This is a genomic window from Priestia filamentosa (assembly GCF_900177535.1).
GTDB lineage: Bacteria > Bacillota > Bacilli > Bacillales > Bacillaceae_H > Bacillus_I > Bacillus_I filamentosa.
The window spans coordinates 175,401-198,893 of record NZ_FXAJ01000002.1 but is presented as its reverse complement, the minus strand read 5'-3'; the positions used below and the strand labels follow the sequence as shown (position 1 = coordinate 198,893).

The window sequence follows — 23,493 nt, the reverse complement described above, 5'->3', positions numbered from 1 at the left end:
ATTCTACCTTTTATATCATTACTATACCATATGAAAAGAAATGCTCAATTTTAATGTCAAAACTTCTAACAATATAACATCTTTCGTCCGATTTCTCTTTTTTTTGACAGCTCTTATGACGTTGATCCTTTTGTTCCAAAATCGATAACTTCAATGTTTATATCATAATTAATTTCAGCTTCACTAAACTTTTTCCCCCACTCTTTATTGTGTTTTTTCCAATATTTAGGGTTCTGAATTTGGACATATTGATAAAGACCCGCAACACCTGTTTTATATTTTGTTTGAAGCTTATGAATAATGTCTTCTACGTCTTTTTTCACTTGTTTTTCTATCGCTCTCTCCATTTCCTCGAGATATTTTTTCTTAAAGGAATTTTCTTTTCTGTACCAGTTCTCCGCAATTCGCCCCTCACATTCTAGTGAGATATCGAAGTGAAGTTTTCCATTTTTAATTTTGGTCTTAATCTCTTTTCTCACCATATGGAAGATTTCAAAGGAAATGGGTTCTCCTTTATATGTTGCTGGGACGGTTCCTCCTTGCACATCGCCAATGAGCCAGTTCAAATGACTCACATCCTTTGGCGTCATATGCCCAATGGGTTTTCCATCGTCAATGACTTCTACTCCATCAAGACTTAGATCTCCATCTTTAATTTTAAGGCCTTGTACAGCAAAACTTCCGTCTGACTGAAGCTTCGCTGACACTTGTCCAAGTGTAATCGGTTTTAAAATTTTATTAGAAGACGTTTTGTTATTTGCAATTTCAAAGATTTTATTAGCTGGAATATCCTCTTTTGAGCCTGTTGACAAGATTTTCTTTGCCGATTCTCTTGTTACAAACACAAGCGCACTTCTTCTTGTATTATCGTCTCTAATATATTCATTAATCCATACGTCAAGAGGATATTTGTCAAGAGCATTTTTACTAAAAATCAACACGCGCTGGTGATTGCTCATCACTGGAGATGTTTTAAGAGCAATATCCCGAATGGATTCTTGAATCGTCGTTCCTTTTGTATAATAGTTTTTATAAGAAGGCCTAGTTGCCTCACTTCCTCCGCCTCCAGATGGAATGATAATCTGCTGGGTAAGATGCACTTCTCCTTTTTTTCCTGCGTCAATTCCAGACCCAACTAGTAAAGAAACATCCTCAAGGTTTTGACTGTCTCCACACCCAACTAAAAAAAGAAGAACAAACAAGAGTAAGATCTTTTTCATCTCGCTTTCACTCTCCTTTTAATGGCTACAAGCAGGAAGTTTAGGATGGGAATAGCTAGTAGAACAAATGGAAAAATCCACCCTAACATATCACTCATTTTTAAAATTTCAATCGTATCCTTCGGCCAATTAGCCAAGAGAAAGATAATTGGAATAAGAATATAAATGTTAGGTTTATATCCATTTCGAAAGACTGACTGCAACCCTGTAACAGCTGAAAAGTAGTAAAGAGTAAGCGTTGTGAAAAATTGTAAAATCCATGTTATAAGTAAGAAAGACTCTAACCGTTCAATAAAAATCCCCTTTACTTCAAACGATTGCACAAAAGAAATCGTTGGCCATGTTACAGTTGTTACTTCTTGAACAGTGACCCCTCCTACAACAAGCACGTACGTTAAAATATATAAAAGCAGTGGGACAGCAAAACCTACAAAGGCTCCTTTCATAAGCTTTGTATCTTTGCTTGTAAAACCTTTTAAAATGAGCAGAAGTTCAATCCCAAAGAAAGAAAGCATAACTGTATTCATTCCTTTAACAACTGGCATAATCCCTTGCCCAAGAATAGGTTGAACGTTTTTTATATCCACAATTTGTAGGCCAAAAGCATATATCAGTAAAATAACAGCAATTGTAATGGGAAAGAAAAAGACGCATACTCTCGCAATTACTTTAAGATTGCTATTAATTAAATACGCAGACGTTAAAATAAACGTAAGTATAATAAGCTCTACAGGTGTCTCAGCTAAAAGGAAAAAGCGAACCATTTCACTCATCGCGACGACTTCAAAGCTTGCTACTCCTATAAAATAAACAACCATAATTAAATTAACGAGTTTTCCAAGCTTTTTTCCGAATCCTTCTTGTGTATAATCAAAGTAATTTTTCACATTATGCTTCTTTAAGATTTGAAGTAGTACATAAATGACCACAAAAAAGAGGAGACCGTCAATGACAAGCACAAGCCATCCATCAGGTGTGCCAACTTTAGCTGTAATGGTTCGGGGCAGCACTAATAAGCCAACGCCTAACATTGTAGAGGAAATCAAAGCTATAAAATCTAATGTTGTAAGCTGTCCTCCATCTCGCCCCATATGAGTCCCTCCATTCAAACATCTTTTTTAATCAAATCCCGACCATTGCTCTACATTTTTGGGAATGGAAGCCTCATAATAAAATCTTTCCACTTCCCTTTTTGAATTGATGCTCCTGGGTCAAAGTATGGAATCGTAAAGCTGTCTAATTTCGCCATATGAATGGTTACAATAATAAAGAAAATAGTGACTCCGTAGATTCCTAAAAGCGCAGCACTGATCATTGCTCCAAAACGTAAAACTCGGAAGGCAAGACCAAATCCGTACTGAGGCACAATGAATGAAGTAATCGCTGTGATAGAAACAATAATAACCATAATTGAACTTACAAGATTAGCCTGTACAGCCGCTTGCCCAATGACAACCCCTCCAACTAACCCAATTGTTTGACCAAGCGGAGTGGGAAGTCGTATTCCAGCTTCTCTTAATAATTCAATCGTCATTTCCATAATAATTGCTTCAATAAAAGGTGGAAATGGCACATTTTCACGTGTTTGTGCAATTGTCAACGCTAGTTCAGTCGGCAACAATCCTTGATTAAATGAAACAAGCGAAATATAAATCGAAGATAAAAAAAGCGTGATAAATAAAGATACATACCGAAGTATGCGTAAAAACGTTCCCGCAATCCACCGCTCATAGTAGTCATCAGGAGACTTTAACAACATGTTAATTGTTGCGGGAACAACAAGAACAAACGGTGATCCATCGACCATAATGATCACTCTTCCATCTTTTAAAGCTGCTAAGGCGATGTCCATCCGCTCTGTATTTTGAATTTGTTGAAAGGGAGAAAACGGTACTTCTTCGAGAAGTTCACCAAGCATACCCGAATCTTCAATATCTCTCTCCTGAACTTTCGAAAGCTTTTCTTCTACTCTCTGAAGCAGCTTTTCATCAGCTGTACCTTTGATGTAAAGTTTGGTGATCTTTACTTTTCCGTGCAAACCAACTTCACCTTGCTCAATCATCAAATTTTGATTATTCATAAACTGGCGAATAAGTCCGATATTTTCATCTGTGTTTTCGATAAAAGAAAGCTTTGGGCCTCGGACAACACGCTCTGTTGTCGGCTCAGCAAATGCTCTCATTTTAGGCATTATTGTATTTAACGAAAAAGCTATATTCATTCCATCCACAAGCAAGACAGACATTCCATTGAAAATAGCTTCTAGTATTTCTTCATATGAGAAAAGCTCTGTTTGCTTAAGAAGCCCAATCTTAGAAAATAAAATTTCTTTAAATGGATATTCAAATTCTGTTAAATAGTCAATTGAGGTTAATGAATCAACGAGCTTTTGAAGCGCTTCACTATTCAACGAATTTTGTAAGTATAAGATGGTACATGCTCTATCATGTTTTTTTATATAAATATCTTTCCGCGACATGTCTGCCTGGTCTTTTAGTAAAGGAGTAAGATATGCTAAATTCCTTTCTAATCCAGTGCTTAACGAAGATATATCACTCATTATCATCACCAACTCTTCCCAATATCGCTTTTATTTTGTCACAAAAGGTAAATATTATACAGTTTGCTAAGTTTGATAAAGAGTCTGAACATTACTCTTTCGTAAAAATAAAATGTACGTTAAAATAGGATTAATAAAAGAAATTAGTCTTATTAACGAATCAAATAAACTTAAAAACCGAACTTTAAACAATGATCAAGATTCATAATTCGTTTTTAGACAAGGAGGAGTTTTATTATGTTTAGCGGAAAGAAAATGCTTTTATTAGGTGCAGGTGAACTTGGAAAAGAGATAATGATTGAAGCCCAGCGTTTTGGCATTGAAACAGTTGCTGTTGATCGCTATGAAAATGCTCCAGCAATGCATGTTGCTCATAAACATTATGTCATTGATATGTTAGACTCACATGCCCTTCGTGACATCATCCAAAAAGAACAGCCAGACTTTATCGTTCCAGAAATTGAAGCTATTGCAACAGATGAACTTGTTGGTCTTGAGAAAGAAGGATTTAACGTTGTCCCAAATGCAAGAGCAACTAAATTAACAATGGATCGAGAAGGAATTCGCCGATTTGCTTCTGAAGAACTGAATATCCCAACAGCTCGCTATCAGTTTGCAAATACATATGAAGAGTTTACTGAAGCTGTAGCACAAATAGGCTACCCTTGCGTCATTAAGCCACTTATGAGCTCTTCTGGAAAAGGACAAAGTATTTGTCGCAGTGAAGAAGATTTAAAATCATGCTGGAATATAGCTTTAGAAGGCGGACGTGTAAAAAGCACGCGCGTTATTATCGAGGAATTTATTTCTTTTGACTCTGAAATTACCCTTCTTACAGTGAGAGCTGTGAATGGAACTAAATTTTGCGCTCCAATTGGCCATAAACAAGAGAACGGAGACTATATTGAATCATGGCAGCCACACTATATGACAGAAAAACAGCTCAAAGAAGCGGAAAAAATTGCAAAAGAAATAACAGACGGCTTAGGTGGATATGGACTTTTTGGAGTTGAGCTTTTCCTAGCGGGAGATCGTGTTTATTTTAGCGAAGTTTCCCCTCGTCCTCATGATACAGGTCTTGTAACACTTGCAACTCAAAAACTATCAGAATTTGCTCTACACGTTCGCGCTCTGTTAGGTTTTCCTATTCCTGAAATCAAGCTCAGCTTACATGGTGCAAGCCGACCATTGAAATCAACACAAGAAACAAAAGAATATGAAATCAGAGGATTGGAGGATGCACTTGCTCTTCCACATACAGAAGTACGCGTTTTTGGGAAGCCAGATGCTACTGTAGGGAGACGTTTAGCTGTTGCCCTCTGCGGTGGCGAGAGCGTAGAAAAAGCTCGTGAAACAGCTAAAACAGCTCACGATTTTTTACATATTAACAGTTTGGATTAATCATCATATACACTCCCTTTTCACCATGATAAAATTTGAAAAGGGAGGTTTTTCTATGGATATATTCACCATACTTTTTATAATAGTGCTTGGCGTTCTTTATATTTCAAGTCGTATCTCGCAATTAGAAAAAAAGATGGACCTTAGAATGAAAAGGTTAGAAGCCTTCATCACAAGAGATAAGCATGATGCTTTCTTTCAACATGAAGAAGAGGTAAAAGATGAGCTAAAGCAGCTTGTAAAAAATGGAGAAAACATAAAAGCAGTGAAGAAAGCCCGCGAACATTTTGGGTTTTCTCTTCTTGAAGCAAAGCAATATGTTGATTCCTTACATTAAAAAAGAGAGCCTAGGCTCTCTTTTTTTAATGTGATGCGGAAGGAACTCCCTCTTCTTGTTCAGAAGAAGCTTCCCCTTTTTTATTTTCAAGCTTAATTTTCTTAAGAAACAGCGTAAATAAAGCACCAACGATAATAAGCGCAAAACCGACGAAGAATACGCTGTGTAAAGATTCCATTAAAGATGTTTTTAAAATAGGAACTATTTCTCCTGGCATGCCTTTAACGGTGTCTGGACTAAATAATGACTGCAGAAGTCCTTGTGGATTTGTGCTAATCATTTCTTTTAACTTTGTAACAAGTGTGCTTGCTTGAGCAGGAAGCGTATCTAGGTATGGAACTAAGTCATTTGTTAAAAGCGTGCCAGACTTTGCATTCATCACAGCTCCTAACACCGTAATTCCAAATGTCCCACCAATTGAACGGAAAAACTGACTTGAAGATGTCACAACTCCAAGCTCTGCTTTTGAAAAGCTTTCTTGTAAAGCAAGCGTAATAATCGGCATTACAAGTCCCATCCCAAGACCAATAATAGCCATATATGATATAGCAGTAAGCTGACTAGTATGAAGGTTTAGTGTTGTTAATAGGAAGAAACCGAATGCCATGACAATCATGCCTGTAATAATTTGTGCTTTCACACCGATTTTATAGACAAGCTGACCACCAATAATACTTGTTACAATCATCGCAATCATCATTGGTGTCATAATTGTGCCAGATTCTGTTGCACTTACTCCAACAATTCCTTGCATAAAGAATGGCACGAACGTAACAGCACCAAACATCCCAACACTCATTAAAAATCCGATTAAATTCAAAAGAGTAAACGTTCGATTTTTGAAAAGGTACATTGGTAAAATAGGCTCAGCTGCTCTATTCTCAACAATAACAAAGCTAACTAAACCAACAAGAGCAAGAGCGAACAACCCAAGGATTTGCCATGAATCCCAAGCATAGTCTTTGCCGCCAAAGCTTAGCGCTAAAAGTAAGCTTACAACTCCAACAATCATTGTAAACATTCCAGCAATATCAAATTTAATCTTGCCTTTTCGTTCATGTTTTTCAAGACCGATAGCAATAAAGATTGCAGCTAAAATCCCCACAGGAAGATTAATATAAAATACCCATTTCCAGTTTAGAGAATCAACAATCCAACCGCCAATCTGCGGACCAATAACAGAAGCTAAGCCATAAATACCACCGAAAACCCCTTGGAATTTTGCTCTTTCTTTTCCAGTGAATAAATCACCGATTACAATCATCGCCATTGGCATCATAATTCCGCCGCCAATTCCTTGCAATCCTCGGTAAATGATAAGTTCTGTCATGTTCGTTGCTAATCCACAAAGGGCAGAAGCAATCATAAAGATAACAATACCTGATACATAAACTGTTTTTCTTCCAAGTAAATCAGCTAGTTTCCCTGCGATAGGTACAACAGCTGTTGATGTTAATAAGTATGACGTTGTTAACCATGTCATCATGCTAAGTCCGCCAAGATCTCCGACAATTCTCGGCATTGCTGTTCCAACAATTGTGCCATCAAGAGCAGCAAAAAACATAGCAATAATAAGTCCTGTCAAAACAAGCTTACGATTGCTTGATTTATTATTTTCAACTGTCATTATTTTCCCTCTTTCCTATTCTACTATTTTTCTTTCTAAAAGCGCAGAAATCTCATTATGTGTTCGTAAAATTCCTTCATATTCTTTTTCTGTTAATACATCTGCTGCTCTTTGAAAAACATCGTGTATTCCGCTTTTTTGAACATGAAGCTCTTTTAAAAAACGTTTTCCCTCTTCACTTAACAAAAGTTCTACTTCTCTGCGGTTTCCTTCTACATGATGCCGCTCGATAAATCCTTTTGAAACAAGTCCGTCAACAGCTTGACTTAACGTACTTTTCGGAAGAAACGTTTTTTCCACAACTGTTTTTTGAAGCATCTCCCCATATGGTGCAATGGTTACTAAAATGACATATTGAGGAACGGACAGTCCATTATTTACAGCTGTTTTTTGGATAAGCTGCATCATATTTTTTTGCACATTCCAAAATGATTTAAGAAGCTCTACAGGACGCCCTTCACGTAGTTCATTACTTTCCATATTTACCTCACTTAATATTAAATTTATGAACTGTTCCATTTAGAACAGTTTTTTCAGAGCTTTTATATTCTAATCCGTATCTTCTTTAAAGTCAATCATTTTATTTCCTTATAAAAAAACCTACCTTTACGTGGAAAGGTAGGTTTTTTTTATTGAGGAGGATTATATGATTTCAATACTTTATCTCTTACATACTTAAGGTGTTTATACATCTGTTGAAAAGCATCAATTGGATCATGATTACAAAGAGCATTATAGATCGCTGTATGATGCTGGGCTGTTAATTTTGGTTCTCTAAACGTTATTTCATTATCCGTTTTTTCATGTGTAAGGAGCAAAGAGTGAATCATTCCTTCTACAATTTGATTGTCCGCACTTGTGGCAATAATGCGGTGAAATTCTTTATCAAATTCACCATAGTTGTGGTCTTTGCTGTTTTCAATATTTTCAATTGTTTTCTTCAGCTGCTGAAGTTGTTCATCTGTTATTTTTTCAGCAGCCATTGTTACAAGACCAAGCTCTAACGTCATCCGAGCTTCCACAATAGCAGGTAAGTTATCAACTGCGAGAGCAAGCATAACTGAAAATGGCTGTGTACCTACTTTGTTATTAAAATATGTACCATCGCGTGTTTTTCGCGTAATTACCCCTAATATCTCTAAAGCACTTAATGCTTCTCTTAATACAGGCCTGCTAACATGGAGAACGTCAAGAAGCTCCATCTCCGTTGGAAGTTTGTCACCCGGTTTCAGCTGGCCGCTAATGAGAAGCTCAATAATTCGGTCAACAACTTGTTTAGCAAGGGTATTTCGATTCACAGATTTAAATGAAACCTTCTTCATTGGACCCGTCATACATATTCCTCCTTTTTAAATCCTACTTCTTCTATTATAAGAAAGAATGTTGCATATTACCAATCTATCATTAAAAATTATGCTTGCTTTTCTTTGTAGTTGTATTATAAGGAAAAAGCTCGAACAATATGAGAACTGTTCGAGCTTTCAAGAACGTTTGTATTACCTTTTGTTATCGAACTAAACAAGGACGCTTGTTATCAAATTTCCAATCCTTAATTAAATATTGCATTGCCTTTGCATCGTCTCTTGCTCCAAGACCCATCTTTTCATACAGCTCATGAGCTTTTTCGACTTCTTCCATATCAATTTCTATACCAAGACCAGGACGATTTGGCACTTCTACAACCCCGCCTTTAATTTGGAACGGCTCTTTTGTTAATCGTTGACCATCTTGCCAAATCCAATGTGTATCAATTGCCGTAATATTCCCAGGTGCTGCTGCTGCCACGTGAGTAAACATTGCTAGTGAGATATCAAAATGATTATTTGAATGAGATCCCCATGTTAATCCCCACTCGTGACACATTTGAGCCACTCGAACAGAACCTTGCATTGTCCAGAAATGTGGATCTGCTAGTGGGATGTCAACAGATTGGAGCATAATAGCATGACCCATTTGACGCCAGTCTGTTGCAATCATATTTGTCGCTGTTTGCAAACCTGTAGCTCTTCTAAATTCCGCCATTACTTCACGCGCTGAATATACACCTTCTGCTCCACATGGGTCTTCAGCATATGCTAAAACGTCATGCTTATTTTTACAAAGAGAAATAGCTTCTTCAAGTGACCATGCTCCATTTGGATCAAGAGTAATTCTTGCATTTGGAAAACGTTTAGAGAGTGCTGTCACAGCTTCAATTTCTTCTTCCCCTGATAGCACGCCACCCTTTAACTTGAAATCGTTAAACCCGTATTGTTCGTAGGATGCTTCAGCAAGACGGACAACCGCTTCTGGTGTTAATGCTTCTTCATGGCGAAGTCTAAACCAATCATTTTTTTGATCTTCTTCACTTCTGTATGCTAAATCTGTTTTTTTACGGTCTCCTACATAAAATAAGTAACCTAACATCTCAACAGATTCTCTCTGCTGACCTTCTCCTAGAAGAGCAGCAACAGGAACACCTAAAAACTTTCCAACAAGATCTAAAAGAGCTGCTTCTAATGCAGTAACAGCATGAATTGTAACGCGCAGATCAAACGTTTGAAATCCGCGCCCAGCTGCATCTCTGTTTGCAAATTTCTCCCGTACGTTATTCAAAATAGCGTTGTACCGCCCAATTCTCTCTCCAATAACAAGTGACTTAGCATCTTCAAGAGTTTTTCTAATTTTTTCTCCTCCTGGTACTTCGCCAACGCCCGTATTTCCTGCGCTATCCTTTAAAATAACGATGTTTCGCGTAAAAAAAGGACCATGTGCTCCGCTTAAATTTAATAGCATACTGTCATGACCTGCAACAGGGATCACTTCCATACTTGTAATATGTGCTGTTTTCTCTTTTTCTCCTTGAATCCCACTGTTTTGAATTGCGTAATTTGTCATATCCATTCACTCCCCTTTGTTTTTGAACGCGCTTACATCTTAAGATTGCTTTCAGGTTTCATTCCTGCACCTTTTAACTCCACTCGTTTAATTTCACCAACAAGAAGCAAGTAGCATAGAATAGCCACAATCGCGTTTGCTCCGACAAAAACGAGTGCTCCATTGAAAGAGCCTGTCGCATTTACGATATATCCGATGATGATAGGTGTTGTAATAGAAGCAATGTTTCCAAATGTATTAAAAAGTCCGCCGCTTAATCCTGCAATTTCTTTTGGCGACGTATCTGAAACAACAGCCCAACCTAATGCACCAAATCCTTTTCCAAAAAACGCAAGTGACATAATCACAACAACAAGCCACTCTGCATCAACATAGTTACAAGCAATCATACTGCAGGAAAGCAGCATTCCGATTACAATTGGCGTTTTACGTGCAAAGGTTAAAGAACGCCCTTTTTTCAAGAAGAAATCAGACACAATTCCTCCTAGAACCCCACCGACAAACCCGCAAATTGCAGGCAGAGAAGAAATAAATCCGGCTTCTAGAATAGACATGCCGCGCGCTTGAACTAAATAGACAGGAAACCATGTTAAGAAAAAGTAAGTTAGTGTTGTAATACAGTACTGCCCAAGATACACTCCAACAAGCATCCGATTTGTTAGTAGCTGCTTCACTTGAGACCACTGTGGCCCTTTTTTTGCTTCTTTCTCTTTTCCTGTTTTTGCTTCTGTTCCTTCATCCATATCAACTAAGCCGCCGCCTTCTTCTATGTAGGCTATTTCTTCCTTAGTTATACGAGGATGTTTTTTCGGACTATGAATGACTTTTAACCATACGGCTGCTAGAATCATTCCAAGAACACCCATCACAATAAAAACCATGTGCCAGTCAAATCTATGTACAATCCATGCCATTAGCGGTGAAAACAATACTAATGCGAAGTACTGAGCGGAATTAAAGATTGCTGAGGCTGTTCCTCTTTCAGATTTTGGAAACCATGAGGCAACAATCCGACTGTTCCCTGGAAATGAAGGAGCTTCAGCAAGTCCTACAATAAAACGCAGGCTGAATAACATAATTATAGCGACTCCTGCAGTAAAAAAGCCAATAAAGCCTTGGAAAAAAGTGAAAAGAGACCAAAAGAAGACGCTCGCGGCAATAACTACCTTCGATCCAAACTTATCTAAAAGCCATCCACCAGGAAGCTGCCCAATAACATATGCCCAGCCAAATGCTGAAAAGACGTAGCCCATTGATACAGCACTTAATCCAAGATCTTTTTGTACAGAGTCACCAACAATTGAAAGCGTTGCACGGTCAGCATAGTTAATTGTCGTTAAAACAAAAAGCATAAAGACAACAAACCAGCGAACCCGACTTTTTCTTGTAGTTTCGATGCTTAATTTTGCTTGACCCATTGTTATCCTCCCCTTGCACTATGATCTAGCGCTTTCCCCATGTTCCCCCTTGATGCTTATCCTTATTGTAAAGCGCTTCCTTTTTATACAGATGGAAGAAATCACCCCCGTTTTTCTTCCATCTATATATTGAGGCGAAACTATTTATCCTTTGACAAAAACCGTCTTAATAGCTGTGAAAAATTCTTTCGCCGCTTCTCCTTGTTCACGAGAATGTGAGCTTGATTGTTTCATACCTCCAAACGGTGCTTGAAGCTCTACTCCCGCACTTTCCGAATTGATTCGTACAAGCCCTGCATCCATTTCGTTAATGAACGACAGCATAGAGCTAATGTTTGTTGTGAAAATAGAGGCACTTAAACCATATTCGACATCGTTGGCGATATGAAGAGCTTCTTCAACACTTTCCACTTTAAGAAGCGCAATAACTGGACCAAAGATTTCTTCTTGAGCAATCGTCATCTTGGAATTTACGTTTTCAAAGATAGTAGGTTGAACATAATAACCATCTTTAAGCTCGCCTTCTGTTAATCGTTCGCCACCAAATAAAAGTGTTGCTCCTTCTTCTTTTCCTTTCTCAATATAGGAAAGAACCGTATTAAGCTGACCTTCATTTGCGCATGGACCCATCCATGTGCTGCTGTCTTTTCCATTACCGACCGCAAGTTCTTTTGTTTTAGCTAATAACTTTTCTTTAAACTCTTCATAAACGTCACTTTGGACAATAACGCGACTTGTTGCTGTACACTTTTGGCCTGTTGAACGAAATGCACCGCTAATTGTTCCATCAACAGCTAAATCTAAATCTGCATCATTTGTTACAATAACCGGGTTCTTTCCACCCATTTCAAGTTGATACTTCGCTCCACGCGCAAGTGCTTGCTGACCGATTCTTTTTCCAACTCCGTCTGATCCTGTGAAAGTTACGGCTTGAATTCCTGGATGAGTCGCAATACCTTGTCCAATAACAGAGCCAGAGCCTGTTACCATGTTAATGACTCCCTCTGGAATATTAGCTTCTTGAAAACATTGAACAATTTTAGCGCACGTTATCGCCGTTTCAGTTGCTGGCTTAATTACAACTGTGTTTCCATAGATAAGCGCAGGTGCCATCTTCCAAATTGGGATAGCAACAGGGAAGTTCCAAGGCGTAATGACACCAACAACACCAAGTGGTGCACGTGTTGTAAACATAAGCGCATCCTTATCAGTTGAAGGAATCACATCTCCTACTTTACGCATACCTTCACCAGCGTAGTAGCGTAATATAGCAATTCCTCGCATTGTTTCGCCTTTTGTTTCACCAAATGTTTTCCCCATTTCACGCATTGCACAATGAGCGATTTCATCTATTTTCTTTTCCATAATATCAGCTACAGCGTACAAATATTGTCCTCGCTCAGCTCCTGATAGTTTCTTCCATTTCTGTTGTGCTGTTGCAGCTGCTTGAACTGCTTCATTTAAATCTTCTTCTGTTGATTTTTGAACATATCCAACAACATCTTTTGTATTTGCTGGATTGATAATTTTAATCACTTCACTTGAAGATGAGAAAACTTCTTTTCCATTAATAAAATTTGGATACTGTTTTTCTTCTGTATGAATGCTCATAGTTCTCCTCCTTGATTAAGCTTTTACAATTTGTACAGACTTAAGAAAGAACGCTTTTTTGTGATTTTGGATATTTTTGGAATGTTTTTTCAATTACTTTTTCAAGATCGCGATAGTCTTCTTTATCAACAGGTACAACAGGTGGGCGTACCGTATTTTTTACCGGCAATCCGATAATCTCCATTCCTGCCTTAATAAGTGATACAGCATAGCCTGATTTTCGATGACGAATCGAGTTAATAGGTAGAATAACGTTTTGATAAAGCTCTGTTACAAGCTCTTGATTTTGATTTAAGATTGCCTCATAAAACATTCTTGAAACGTGTGGAATGTAATTTGAAATTGCTGAAGAATATGAATCAAATCCAATTGGAGCATATGCAGGCATTGTCACTTCCGCCATCGGCATTCCGTTCAGCCACCCTAGTCGTTTTCCAACTGTTTGTGTTAACTGAATATTGAGCTCCATATTTCCATAACCATCTTTTAAACCAACAAGCTGTGGCAGATCAAGTAATTTTTGAAGCGTTGGTAGCTGTAGCACCGCATTGTCTCTTTGATACACAATTGCATTTAAGCTTGTAGAGTCAATAATTGTTCTGAGATATTCATAAAGTCCTTCCTGCTCTCCTTTAATCAAGTAAGGAGGAAGAATTAGATAACCGTCTGCCCCTTTATCTTCTGAAATCTTTGCCCACTCAAGTGCTGTTGATAAATTCCCTCCTACTCCTGTATAAACAGGTACTTTACCATTTACAACACTTTGAGCGACCTCGACCATTTTCTCATACTCACTTGTATTTAAAGCGTGGAATTCTCCAGATCCACACGCAATGAAAATAGCTTCTAATCCCTCATCTAATAAAAATTGAATGTTAGCTTCTAATCCTTTTTCATCTATTTTCCCTTGCTCATTGAATGGAGCAACAGGAAAACCTAGAATCCCCGTCGGTGCTTTTCTTGTAATCGTCATATCTTCTTCCCCTTTCCAAACATTCTGATAATTTACAATTTTATTGTAAGACAAATTAAATTGTTTTGTCAACGGTTACAAAAAATTATTTTTTATACACTAATCCATAAGCCTAACAAAAGAGCATCTTCTTCTTTTCAATAAGACTTCTCTACTTTAATATGATATTTTCGTAACTTTCGATAAAGGGTACTGCGGTTAATGCCTAGAAGACGTGCTGCTTTCGAGATATTACCACAACATTCCGTTACGACTTCTCTAATTTTTTCCTTTTCGTTTTCTTGTAATGACTGCTGCTCTTCCTGCTCCTTAGCCATTGCGTTCACTTCGAAGTAATGTGAAATATCTTCTCGCTTCACCCTATCTTTTTCTTCTACAACAACAAGTTTCTCTATAAAATGTTTTAATTCCCTTACATTTCCTAACCATTGTTGCTTCGCCAACATCTTATATGCATCATCACTTAGGGAGAATGTTCTTTTATACTTCTCGTTATAATGCTGAAGAAAAAGCCTAGCAAGATAAGGAATATCGCTTTTTCTATCACGAAGAGGTGGAATCGTAATGGATAAAACGTGCAATCGATAAAACAAGTCTTCTCTAAATGTTCCTTTTTGTACACTTTCAACTAAATTTTGATTTGTAGCAGCAATCACTCTAACATCTGTTGAGATGTACTGATGACCTCCTACACGCATAAATTGTTTCTCCTGAAGTACCCTTAACAATCTACTTTGGGCAGACGCATCCATTTCACCTAACTCATCAAGAAATATTGTGCCTCTATGAGCTAGTTCAAACAGCCCTTTCTTTCCTTTACGTCTTGCTCCTGTAAACGCTCCTTCTTCATATCCGAAAAGCTCACTTTCAAGAAGAGAAGAAGGAAGAGCAGCACAGTTTATAGCAACAAATGGACCATTTCTTCGCTCACTTTCACTATGAATGCTTTGAGCTAGAAGTTCTTTCCCTGTTCCAGATTCTCCTGAAATAAGAACAGTGGCTTCTGTTTTAGCCATTCTATGTCCTGTCCTTTTTACACGGTCTAACTCTTCTGAAATACCGAACATATTTTGAAAAGTATAAGAAGCTGTGAAGTTTTTGTTTCCTACATCTTTTCTAATTTTCTCCTCCATTTTTTGAATATGTGTAATATCTTGAAAAGCAACCATTCCTCCTACCATCTTTTCATCTACAATAATAGGGATTTTATGAAATAGAAACGTTTTTGTTCCATATATTTTCGTTTCGCCTAGCTCATTTTTCTCCTTCAAATCGTGAAAAGAGTAGAAGGGAAAAAGAGTAGAAAGAGGATTTCCAATAATGTTTTTAGCTTCTATTTCTAAAAGCTTTTCAGCTGCTTCATTAAATACGTTAATCAAGCCTTTATCGTCTACCCCAATTACTCCTTGTGTTGAGTAATCTATCAACGCTTTGAACATCTCCGTTCTCTTCTTTTCTATTTTCCGACCCTTTACAATTCGTTTAGCTTCTAAAAGAGCATTCTTAATGGCAAAGTCTCCCGAATGAATCACACAAGCTTGAAATCCTTTTTTACGTGCATAAACAGCAGTGCTCATTCCCCCTACAATAATATCTGCGTCTTTAAATAAAAGGTCGTCAACTTTTGTAAAAATATCCTCCTTTTTCTCTAATTTATAAAGGGACAGCGACACATTCAAAATAGAGGATAAACCTTCTACTTCTTCTTTCATATTTTCAAAAGCAAAAAGCGCTATTTTAGGTGAAACAAGACCTGTTTTTTTCTTGCTTTCATGAAAACACTTTGCTAAATCTTGCCCAGTAACGCGAATATCAACAAGTGGAATATTTAAGTTTTCTTTTCTCAAAAGAGACGCTGTTCCACCTCTTGAAATAATGACATCTACATAATCATTTTGTAAGCTACGAGCTAGTTTAACTGCTCTCCCAAGCCTTGATAAGTAGATTTCTACTTCGCTTTCTAAAGACAACCTTTTTATCATGTTTTGCCCCATTTTATAAAGAGCTTTATCCGGTGCAATAAAAATTATTTTTCCCATTATTTTCTCCCCTTTTCTCCAAGATATCTATTCTATCTTTTTCGCCTTTTCTTGTCTTTCTCCTTTCTCATCTCTCGCAAAATACACCAAGTGTTGTGAACATATGTTGCAAAATGATACATCTACACTTATTTTTTTCTTATAATTCTCCACGAAAGTGCCTTTATTTTGTTTGGCACGTTTATTGCATATTAAAATAATAGCTTTTATAAAAAGGAGATGAAAAGATGTCAATAAGTAAAAAACAAAAAAGTACCCCTCTTTATATTAAAGTACATGAAAGTGATAACGTGGCCATTGTTGTAAATGAAGGTGGTCTTTCAAAAGACACGATGTTTCCCTGTGGTTTAAAACTCATCGATGATGTTCCACAAGGTCATAAAGTTTCACTTACTTCTTTGTCCATTGGAGAACCCATTATACGATATGGAGAAATTATTGGATATGCTCGTGAAGTGTTACAAAAAGGAAGCCGTATTAAAGAAAGTGATGTCTCGCTCCCTGTTCCTCCAACATTATCAGAACTTATTCAAGACAGCACTAAAACAGAAGAAATGGAGCCTATAAACGGATATACATTCCTTGGCTATGAAAACAACGACGGTAGTGTGGGAACAAAAAATATCCTCGGAATTACCACAAGTGTCCAATGTGTTGTCGGTGTTCTGGATTATGCCGTAGAACGTGTAAAGAAAGAACTTCTCCCCCATTATCCAAATGTTGACGACGTTGTAGCTTTAAACCATAACTATGGCTGTGGAGTTGCTATTGATGCAGATGATGCTGCCATTCCTATTCGTACTGTCCAAAATTTAATGAAGCATCCAAACTTTGGGGGAGAAGTGATGGTTGTTGGACTTGGATGTGAAAAGCTAACAACAAGTCAGCTTTTATCAAGCGATGATAAACGAGACGTTGTTCTCCTGCAAGAAGAGCAAGGATTTCACGGTATGCTTGAAACAATTATGAAAATGGCTGAAGAAAAATTAAAACGGTTAAATAAACGAGAACGCACATTATGCTCTCTATCCAACCTAGTTGTTGGCTTACAATGTGGAGGAAGTGATGCTTTCTCTGGAGTAACGGCTAACCCTGCTGTTGGATATGCAGCAGATCTTCTCGTCCGTGCTGGGGCAACTGTCTTCTTTTCTGAAGTAACAGAAGTTCGTGATGCTGTTCATTTGTTAACACCACGAGCGGCAAACGAAGACGTACAAAGAAAGTTAGTAAAAGAAATGGAATGGTACGATCGCTACTTAGAGCGAGGAAAAGCTGATAGAAGTGCAAACCCTTCACCAGGCAATAAAAAAGGGGGGTTAACAAATGTTGTGGAAAAGGCACTTGGTTCTATCGTTAAATCTGGAAGAAGTCCAATCGTAGATGTATTAGCTCCTGGAGAAAAGGCGACTAAAAAAGGTCTTCACTATGCCGCAACACCTGCAAGTGATTTTGTTTGTGGAACGTTGCAACTGGCCTCTGGGATGAATTTGCACGTTTTTACAACAGGACGCGGTACTCCTTATGGTTTAGCAATGGCTCCTGTTATAAAAGTGTCTACACGAAATGCTTTGAAAGAGCAGTGGCATGATTTAATTGATATTAACGCAGGAGAAATTGCAACCGGAAATGCGACAATCGAAGATATTGGCACAGAGCTTTTTCATTATATGATTGATGTTGCAAGCGGTAAAAAGAAAACATGGGCAGACTACTGGAAGCTTCATAATGACCTTTGCTTATTCAATCCTGCTCCCCTCACTTAAAAAAACCGTCCTTTTGAAAGGACGGTTTTTCTACATCCTAAAAATGTTCCTTCTAAAATATAGTTTGTATACAAACTATATTTACACAAACAATATTAAGATGTATAATAGGAAACATGTGATTTTGCTCAGGGGGTTATATGAGAAGATGCTAAAGGATGATATTGGATTTTGCACGAGCACAACAAGTAAATTGCTACGAAGTACTGTGACACATTCATTGAAGCCGTTCAATATTACAGCTGAACAGTGGACCGTTTTAAAACAACTTTCTTTTGTTGAACATTTAACACAAAAAGCATTAGCAGAAAAAGCTGACAAAGATCAAGCAACTTTAACAAAAATTTTAGACTTACTTGAGAAACGTGATCTTTTAAAACGTTTACCAAATCCTGATGACCGTCGCTCTTATCTTATTGAAATTACAAATGAGGGACGCGTTCTTACGGAAAAGGTTCTTCCACATGTTGAAAACCTGTACACAACAATATTTGAGGGGATTTCAGAAGAAAAGTTACGTTCTTTTGTGAGTGTTCTCGAAGACATTCAGTTTAATGTGAAGAATAAGCTAAATTAATTTTTTTAAAAAAGAAAGAAGGTAATATTTTGGAACACGAAAAAACAAAACTATGGACGGGACAGTATGTGATGATTATCACGATTACATTTTTGTTCTTCCTAAGTCTTCAATCCCTTTTAGGAGGGTTCCCTGTTTTTGTAGGCGATCTTAGTAACAATGCTACAACAGGGGGATTAATGACAACCGTTTTCATGGTTGCTGCTATCTTATCTCGACCATTTATCGGGATGTTTCTTGAAAGACTAAATATGAAAAAAACAATGCTTATCACTCTTGTCTTTCTTATTGCAGCTATTGCATTAAGCTTTAACAATGAATCTGTCCCATTTTTAATTGCTTTACGTATTATTCAAGGCGTTGGGTTTGGTATCATTACAACCCTTTTAGCAACATTTGCTACTAATTTAATCCCGCCAAATCGGATTGGAGAAGGAATTGGGTACTTTGGGCTTTCAACAAGTATTGGAACCTCTGTTGGTCCAATGATTGCTTTATCACTTATTCATGCATACGGTTTTAATGTTCTTCTTATTTTTTCTATCAGTTTAACAGTGTTGACATTTGTCGGTGGAATTGCCCTTCGTTATAAATATACGCCGCCAAAAGCTTCACATACCAAATCACTTCTTGATCATGCCTTTGCACGAGAGGCACTTCTACCTTGTTTTCTTGTCATGATTTTTTATATTACGTTTTCCGGTATTGTGAACTATTTAGACGGTCTTGGAGCTGATACTGGTCTTGGAGGAAAAACTTCTTTCTTCTTTCTTATCGTTGGAGCAATGCTTGTTTTAACAAGACCATTTTCAGGTAAAATTTATGATCAATTTGGGCATAAGTTTTTAATTTATCCTGCGTGCATCACAGGTATTATTGGTCTTCTTTTCCTTTCACATACATCACACTTTAGTATGCTTGTTGCTTCAGGTATTTTTTATGGTATTGCATATGGGATTATGCAGCCAACATTCCAAGCTTGGGCTGTTAGTCGCGTTACTCCAGATAAAAAAGGAACAGCAAATGCAATGGTTCTAAGCTTTATGGATTTAGGAGTTGCCATTGGTGCCGTTATTTTAGGGCAAGCAGTTGGTGCATTAGGATACAGTGCTATGTACGCTTGGTCTTCAATCCTTGTCGTTGCAATGGTTCTTATTTATTTTGCACTCACAACGTTTAAAAAATCTAACAAAAATACGTTCCATACAGAAGCTTCATAATAAAAAGGCGCTAATTCTCATTAGCGCCTTTTTACTATAGCTTTATTCCTCTTTTTCATATAAATAAACTCTAGTATTGTGAGCTCGTGTAAACTGTTCGCCTTTAAAACCTCTTTTTAACAGTTCTTTTCGTAAGTAAATCATCAGAGCCCCGTGACTTACAACTAATACATTCTCCCTTTTTCCAGCCAAAATTTCGTCTACAACTGTAGTCACTCGTTTTTTCACTTCTGCTTTTTTCTCAGTCTGCGAAGAATGATTACAAAGCCAAGCAAGACGCATAATTACAGCATGACTTTTCACCGAAAGCTTAATACTTCTTTTAAAAAAAGGAGAAATCGGAACTTCACGGAGCTCAGAGCGCACGAAAAGCTCACCATTATAAATTGATTTTGCTGTTGTAAGCGCACGAGGCAAATCACTTACAAAACAAGATGTCCACTCAATTCCTAAAAGGTCAATATCCTTTTTTTCTATGTCTGCTTCATCATATCCTTTTAACCACTTTTGTAGTTCACTTCTTTTTACTCTTTTTGTAGGATACGGATGATTCACTTTAAAATGTCGCACTAACCCAATCTTCATACTTTTCTCACTTTCCATATTTTTCTTTATTATAAAGCGAAATAGAAAAAAATTTAAGAAAAAATGAGCGAGTAGAAAGATTTATTCTTATTATTCATTAAGTGATCTATGTCTAAAAAAATGGCAGCCATCAAGACTGCCTCATTTAATATTAATATGTTTCAAGTAAACCTTATTATGTTTACGCGCATTATTAAAGAATTAGGCATTATAAAATTTTTACTCATCGAAATCAAGATGACGTCCATTCTCCTCCATTCACATGAAAGGTTTGACCAGTTACAAACCGTGAATCCTCTGAAGCAAGATAAACATACGTTGGGGCAAGCTCAAATGGTTGACCTTGACGCTGCATTGAATTTTCAACAAGTGAAACTTGATCTGCCGAAAAACTTGCAGGTATGAGAGGCGTCCATACCCTTCCAGGAGCAACCGCATTTACCCTAATTCCTTTATCTACAAGATTGTTAGCCAATGCACGAGTAAATCCAACATTAGCTGCTTTAGTCGCTGTATAATCAATCAATTGTTTATTTCCTATATAGGCGACAACAGAAGCTGTATTTATAATCGAACTACCCTTATCCAAATATGGAAGTGCCGCTCTTGTTGTATAAAAATGCGAGTAGATATTCACCTTAAAAGTATCATCAAATTGTTCATCCGTAATATCTAGCAAATCTAATTGCTGAAACTGGATTCCAACATGGTTACAAAGCACATCAAGCTTTCCATATTCTTCGATTGTTTCTTTCACGATATTAACGCACTGCTGCTTCTCTCTTAAGTCTCCTGGTAATAACAAACAACGCCTTCCAAGCTCTTCAATTCTGCTCTTTGTTCTGTTCGCATCCTCATGTTCATCTAAATATGAAAGAGCTACATTAGCTCCTTCTTTAGCAAAAGCGATGGCAACCGCCGCCCCAATTCCACTGTCCCCCCCTGTAATCAAGGCAACCTTTTTTCTTAATTTTCCGCTTCCTTTATAATGTGGGTTTTCAATGATTGGACGTGGAACCATCAGCTTTTCTACACCAGGCTGTCGAAGTTGACGTTGTTCTGGTACTGTAATTGGAATTTCTTCATAGCGTGTTATTTTCCCATAATTAGGGTGCATTGGATAACCTTTTTGTTCATCATGTGACATAAGCAATCCTCCTAATTAACAATCTTCTGGTTACTTTATGTTACAGAAGCCCAGATAGTGCAAGATTCTTATTTTTAAAATATGTAAGCTTAGTACGGGCTCAACGCTGGGAAAATTGAATATGGTAAAGGGAAGTAATGCTTTAAGGAGGCTCTGTATGCTATATTATGAATACAATCCCGAAGTAAAATTATTGTTAGTTAACCATTCAGATGAGAAAGTTCAACTGTTATATAATACAAATCCATATACTTGGTCAATGCCCAAAATAGGACCTAGACCTCCCTATTATTGTAATCCAAGGTATGAGCAATATTATCCTACTATTTAGTAAATCCATTACATTAAAGTCATTGAAAAAAGCACCGTAGAAAACAATCCTACAGTGCTTTTTCCTATTGTTCTTCTATAACTCTTCCGTCATTATACACATAGTAGAAACCTACTGTTCCTGTGCCACCTTCATCAATAAACTCCTGACTTGCTACGTGAACTCGATAGTACGTTTGTCCATTTTGATCCCCTTTTGGTTTCCAATCTGAGCTAAAAACAAATCCCTCTCCAAATTCTGCTTTTGCATAGGATATTGCTTGTTCTTTTGTAAAAGAGTAATCAATCGTTGCTTCATCTTGAGCAAGCATGTTCCATGTTTCTTCATTAACAATGCCATTAACCTTTAGACCGTGGCTCGCTTGAAACACTTCAACAGCTTGTTTTGTTCCTGCTTCAAACTCCCCGCTTACAACTGTTGGATATCCTACACGTGTTAATGTTACTTGAAGTGTTTGAACCTCTTTTGAATGTGAAAGAATGCCTTCATAAAGGACAGTATTTGTAGTATTTTCTGTTGGGGCTTTTATATTTGTAGGATGAGCTTCTGCGCTCGCTGCAAACGGAGCCGAAAATAAAGCTATTGCAGGCACAACGGCTAACCATTTCTTTTTCATTGCTAAACGTCTCCTTTATTTTCCGTCTTATATGTTACGTTACCTAATCATAAGAATTTTAAACCTATTAAAAAAAGAGAATCCTTAAAAATTAGGATTCTCTTCCTTATCTTATGCTCATTCGTTTAGCTGTAAATCCACACGACTCTCTTACAATAAGCTCATCTGTTAATACAAATTTTTTCCTCTTTAAAGGCTCGCCTTTCATTTGATGAACAAGAAGCTCCATTGCTTTTTTACCAATCTCATATTTTGGCTGATCAATCGTTGTAATGTGAGGTTCAATAATGGAGGACATTTGAAGATTATCAAAACCTACGATAGCTATGTCTTGAGGAACAGATAATCCGCTGTCTTTTGCCGCTTTAATAGCACCAATAGCCATTTCATCATTAAATACAAACACAGCTGTTGGAGGATCTGCAAGGGACAGGAGGCGGATCATTTGATGGTATCCTGACTCAAGGTTTGATTCTCCTTCTTGAATATAAGAAGAATGAATTTCTAAGTCATGACTTATCATAGCTTGTTTATAACCTTTTAAACGGTCACGACTCAAAATAACGTTCATTGCTCCTGCAATATGAGCAATTTTTGTATGTCCTAACTGAATTAAATGCTCCGTGACTTTTCGTGCCCCCCCAATATTATCAATAGACACTGTTGATACATCTAATCCATCAATATACTCACAGGCAAGCACAATAGGAAATTGTTTTGAAAGCTCTTCAATTTTCTCTTCTTCCATTCGAGCGGTTAATAGAATCATTCCATCAGCTTGTCTTTGAAACATAAGGTCCACAAGTTCTCTTTCTTGTTCAATATCGTTTTCTGTATCTCCTAAAAGAACCCTGTACCCGTGCTCTGCAGCTGTATGCTGAATCCCTTTTAAAACTTGAGAGAAAAAGGGCTGTGTAATATCTGGTACAACAACAAGAATTGTTTTTGTTTCTTTTGTTCTAAATTGTCTTGCAATCATATTTGGCTTATAGTTTAGCTCGTGGATTGCCTTTTGAACTTTCTCTCTTGTTTCATCACTCACTAAATGTGGGTGTCTTAAAACGCGGGAAACAGTCGCAGGCGCTACTTTAGCTAGCTTGGCCACATCGCTCATTTTCGTCATACGTTCACTCACCTTTGTATTTGTAGCACATAGTTTTTATATTGTTCACGTTCACTTTCAACTATTCT

Annotated in this window: 20 protein-coding genes; 5 read left to right on the top strand and 15 right to left on the bottom strand. The window is 37.3% G+C overall.

Translation table 11 applies throughout. The features are described from left to right. Positions 1-113 precede the first annotated feature (113 nt). Genes B9N79_RS08145 through B9N79_RS08135 form a run of 3 tightly spaced genes read right to left on the bottom strand, consistent with a single transcriptional unit; the run spans position 114 to position 3,780 of the window. On the bottom strand, positions 114-1,220 hold the full coding sequence (locus B9N79_RS08145; protein WP_046217101.1) for a Ger(x)C family spore germination protein: 1,107 nt from the start codon (positions 1,218-1,220) through the stop codon (positions 114-116). Next, the gene (locus tag B9N79_RS08140; protein WP_040057888.1) at positions 1,217-2,311 is read right to left on the bottom strand and encodes a GerAB/ArcD/ProY family transporter; all 1,095 of its coding nucleotides are present in this window, start codon (positions 2,309-2,311) and stop codon (positions 1,217-1,219) included. Before B9N79_RS08140 ends, B9N79_RS08145 begins: the two co-directional genes overlap by 4 nt. Before the next feature lie 50 nt (positions 2,312-2,361). Continuing rightward, positions 2,362-3,780 carry a spore germination protein gene (locus B9N79_RS08135; protein ID WP_085118608.1) on the bottom strand — a complete coding sequence of 473 codons (1,419 nt, stop codon included), beginning with the start codon at positions 3,778-3,780 and terminating at the stop codon, positions 2,362-2,364. Between the two features lie 237 nt (positions 3,781-4,017). Here B9N79_RS08135 and purT point away from each other — a divergent pair, with 237 nt between their 5' ends. Together purT and B9N79_RS08125 are read left to right on the top strand one after the other, a co-directional pair. Next, positions 4,018-5,181, top strand: a complete 1,164-nt coding sequence (purT, locus tag B9N79_RS08130; protein ID WP_040057889.1) for a phosphoribosylglycinamide formyltransferase 2 — start codon at positions 4,018-4,020, stop codon at positions 5,179-5,181. Positions 5,182-5,236: 55 nt separating this feature from the next. Beyond that, positions 5,237-5,518: a hypothetical protein gene (locus B9N79_RS08125; protein WP_040057890.1), complete on the top strand. Its 282-nt coding sequence runs from the start codon at positions 5,237-5,239 to the stop codon at positions 5,516-5,518. A 25-nt stretch (positions 5,519-5,543) separates the two neighbouring features. On the opposite strand, the gene B9N79_RS08120 is transcribed toward B9N79_RS08125, so the two are convergent. From B9N79_RS08120 to B9N79_RS08085, 8 genes are all read right to left on the bottom strand, one after another. Next, positions 5,544-7,148 (bottom strand): MDR family MFS transporter, encoded by a 1,605-nt coding sequence (locus tag B9N79_RS08120; protein ID WP_372450215.1) that lies wholly within the window; start codon positions 7,146-7,148, stop codon positions 5,544-5,546. 12 nt (positions 7,149-7,160) lie between these two features. Continuing rightward, positions 7,161-7,625, bottom strand: a complete 465-nt coding sequence (locus tag B9N79_RS08115; protein ID WP_019395413.1) for a MarR family winged helix-turn-helix transcriptional regulator — start codon at positions 7,623-7,625, stop codon at positions 7,161-7,163. Positions 7,626-7,774: 149 nt separating this feature from the next. Further along, positions 7,775-8,479 (bottom strand): FadR/GntR family transcriptional regulator, encoded by a 705-nt coding sequence (locus tag B9N79_RS08110; RefSeq protein ID WP_019395412.1) that lies wholly within the window; start codon positions 8,477-8,479, stop codon positions 7,775-7,777. A gap of 172 nt (positions 8,480-8,651) precedes the next feature. Continuing rightward, positions 8,652-10,022: a glucarate dehydratase gene (gene gudD, locus B9N79_RS08105; RefSeq protein ID WP_046217511.1), complete on the bottom strand. Its 1,371-nt coding sequence runs from the start codon at positions 10,020-10,022 to the stop codon at positions 8,652-8,654. Between the two features lie 32 nt (positions 10,023-10,054). After that, a complete protein-coding gene (locus B9N79_RS08100; protein WP_085118107.1) occupies positions 10,055-11,440 on the bottom strand; it encodes an MFS transporter in 1,386 nt (461 codons plus the stop codon). A gap of 144 nt (positions 11,441-11,584) precedes the next feature. Beyond that, positions 11,585-13,051 (bottom strand): alpha-ketoglutaric semialdehyde dehydrogenase GucD, encoded by a 1,467-nt coding sequence (gucD, locus tag B9N79_RS08095; protein ID WP_040057893.1) that lies wholly within the window; start codon positions 13,049-13,051, stop codon positions 11,585-11,587. 40 nt (positions 13,052-13,091) lie between these two features. Then, positions 13,092-14,024, bottom strand: coding sequence for a 5-dehydro-4-deoxyglucarate dehydratase (gene kdgD, locus B9N79_RS08090; RefSeq protein WP_040057894.1), 933 nt, complete (start codon positions 14,022-14,024; stop codon positions 13,092-13,094). Positions 14,025-14,161: 137 nt separating this feature from the next. Then, positions 14,162-16,063, bottom strand: a complete 1,902-nt coding sequence (locus B9N79_RS08085; RefSeq protein ID WP_040057895.1) for a sigma-54-dependent Fis family transcriptional regulator — start codon at positions 16,061-16,063, stop codon at positions 14,162-14,164. Between the two features lie 227 nt (positions 16,064-16,290). Here B9N79_RS08085 and garD point away from each other — a divergent pair, with 227 nt between their 5' ends. From garD to B9N79_RS08065, 3 genes are all read left to right on the top strand, one after another. Continuing rightward, positions 16,291-17,826 carry a galactarate dehydratase gene (gene garD, locus B9N79_RS08075; RefSeq protein WP_040057897.1) on the top strand — a complete coding sequence of 512 codons (1,536 nt, stop codon included), beginning with the start codon at positions 16,291-16,293 and terminating at the stop codon, positions 17,824-17,826. A 148-nt stretch (positions 17,827-17,974) separates the two neighbouring features. Further along, positions 17,975-18,403 carry a MarR family winged helix-turn-helix transcriptional regulator gene (locus B9N79_RS26030; RefSeq protein WP_019395404.1) on the top strand — a complete coding sequence of 143 codons (429 nt, stop codon included), beginning with the start codon at positions 17,975-17,977 and terminating at the stop codon, positions 18,401-18,403. Between the two features lie 29 nt (positions 18,404-18,432). Beyond that, the gene (locus B9N79_RS08065; RefSeq protein WP_019395403.1) at positions 18,433-19,623 is read left to right on the top strand and encodes an MFS transporter; all 1,191 of its coding nucleotides are present in this window, start codon (positions 18,433-18,435) and stop codon (positions 19,621-19,623) included. A 42-nt stretch (positions 19,624-19,665) separates the two neighbouring features. Here B9N79_RS08065 and B9N79_RS08060 read toward each other — a convergent pair whose 3' ends face one another. The 4 genes from B9N79_RS08060 to B9N79_RS08045 all read right to left on the bottom strand — a co-directional run bounded on the left by B9N79_RS08060 (position 19,666) and on the right by B9N79_RS08045 (position 23,425). Further along, positions 19,666-20,208 carry a histidine phosphatase family protein gene (locus B9N79_RS08060; RefSeq protein WP_046217100.1) on the bottom strand — a complete coding sequence of 181 codons (543 nt, stop codon included), beginning with the start codon at positions 20,206-20,208 and terminating at the stop codon, positions 19,666-19,668. Positions 20,209-20,440: 232 nt separating this feature from the next. Continuing rightward, positions 20,441-21,355, bottom strand: a complete 915-nt coding sequence (locus tag B9N79_RS08055) for an SDR family oxidoreductase (RefSeq protein ID WP_040057898.1) — start codon at positions 21,353-21,355, stop codon at positions 20,441-20,443. Positions 21,356-21,750: 395 nt separating this feature from the next. Further along, positions 21,751-22,302: a peptidoglycan-binding domain-containing protein gene (locus B9N79_RS08050; protein WP_040057899.1), complete on the bottom strand. Its 552-nt coding sequence runs from the start codon at positions 22,300-22,302 to the stop codon at positions 21,751-21,753. Positions 22,303-22,408: 106 nt separating this feature from the next. Continuing rightward, the gene (locus B9N79_RS08045) at positions 22,409-23,425 is read right to left on the bottom strand and encodes a LacI family DNA-binding transcriptional regulator (RefSeq protein WP_019395398.1); all 1,017 of its coding nucleotides are present in this window, start codon (positions 23,423-23,425) and stop codon (positions 22,409-22,411) included. Positions 23,426-23,493: the final 68 nt, after the last annotated feature.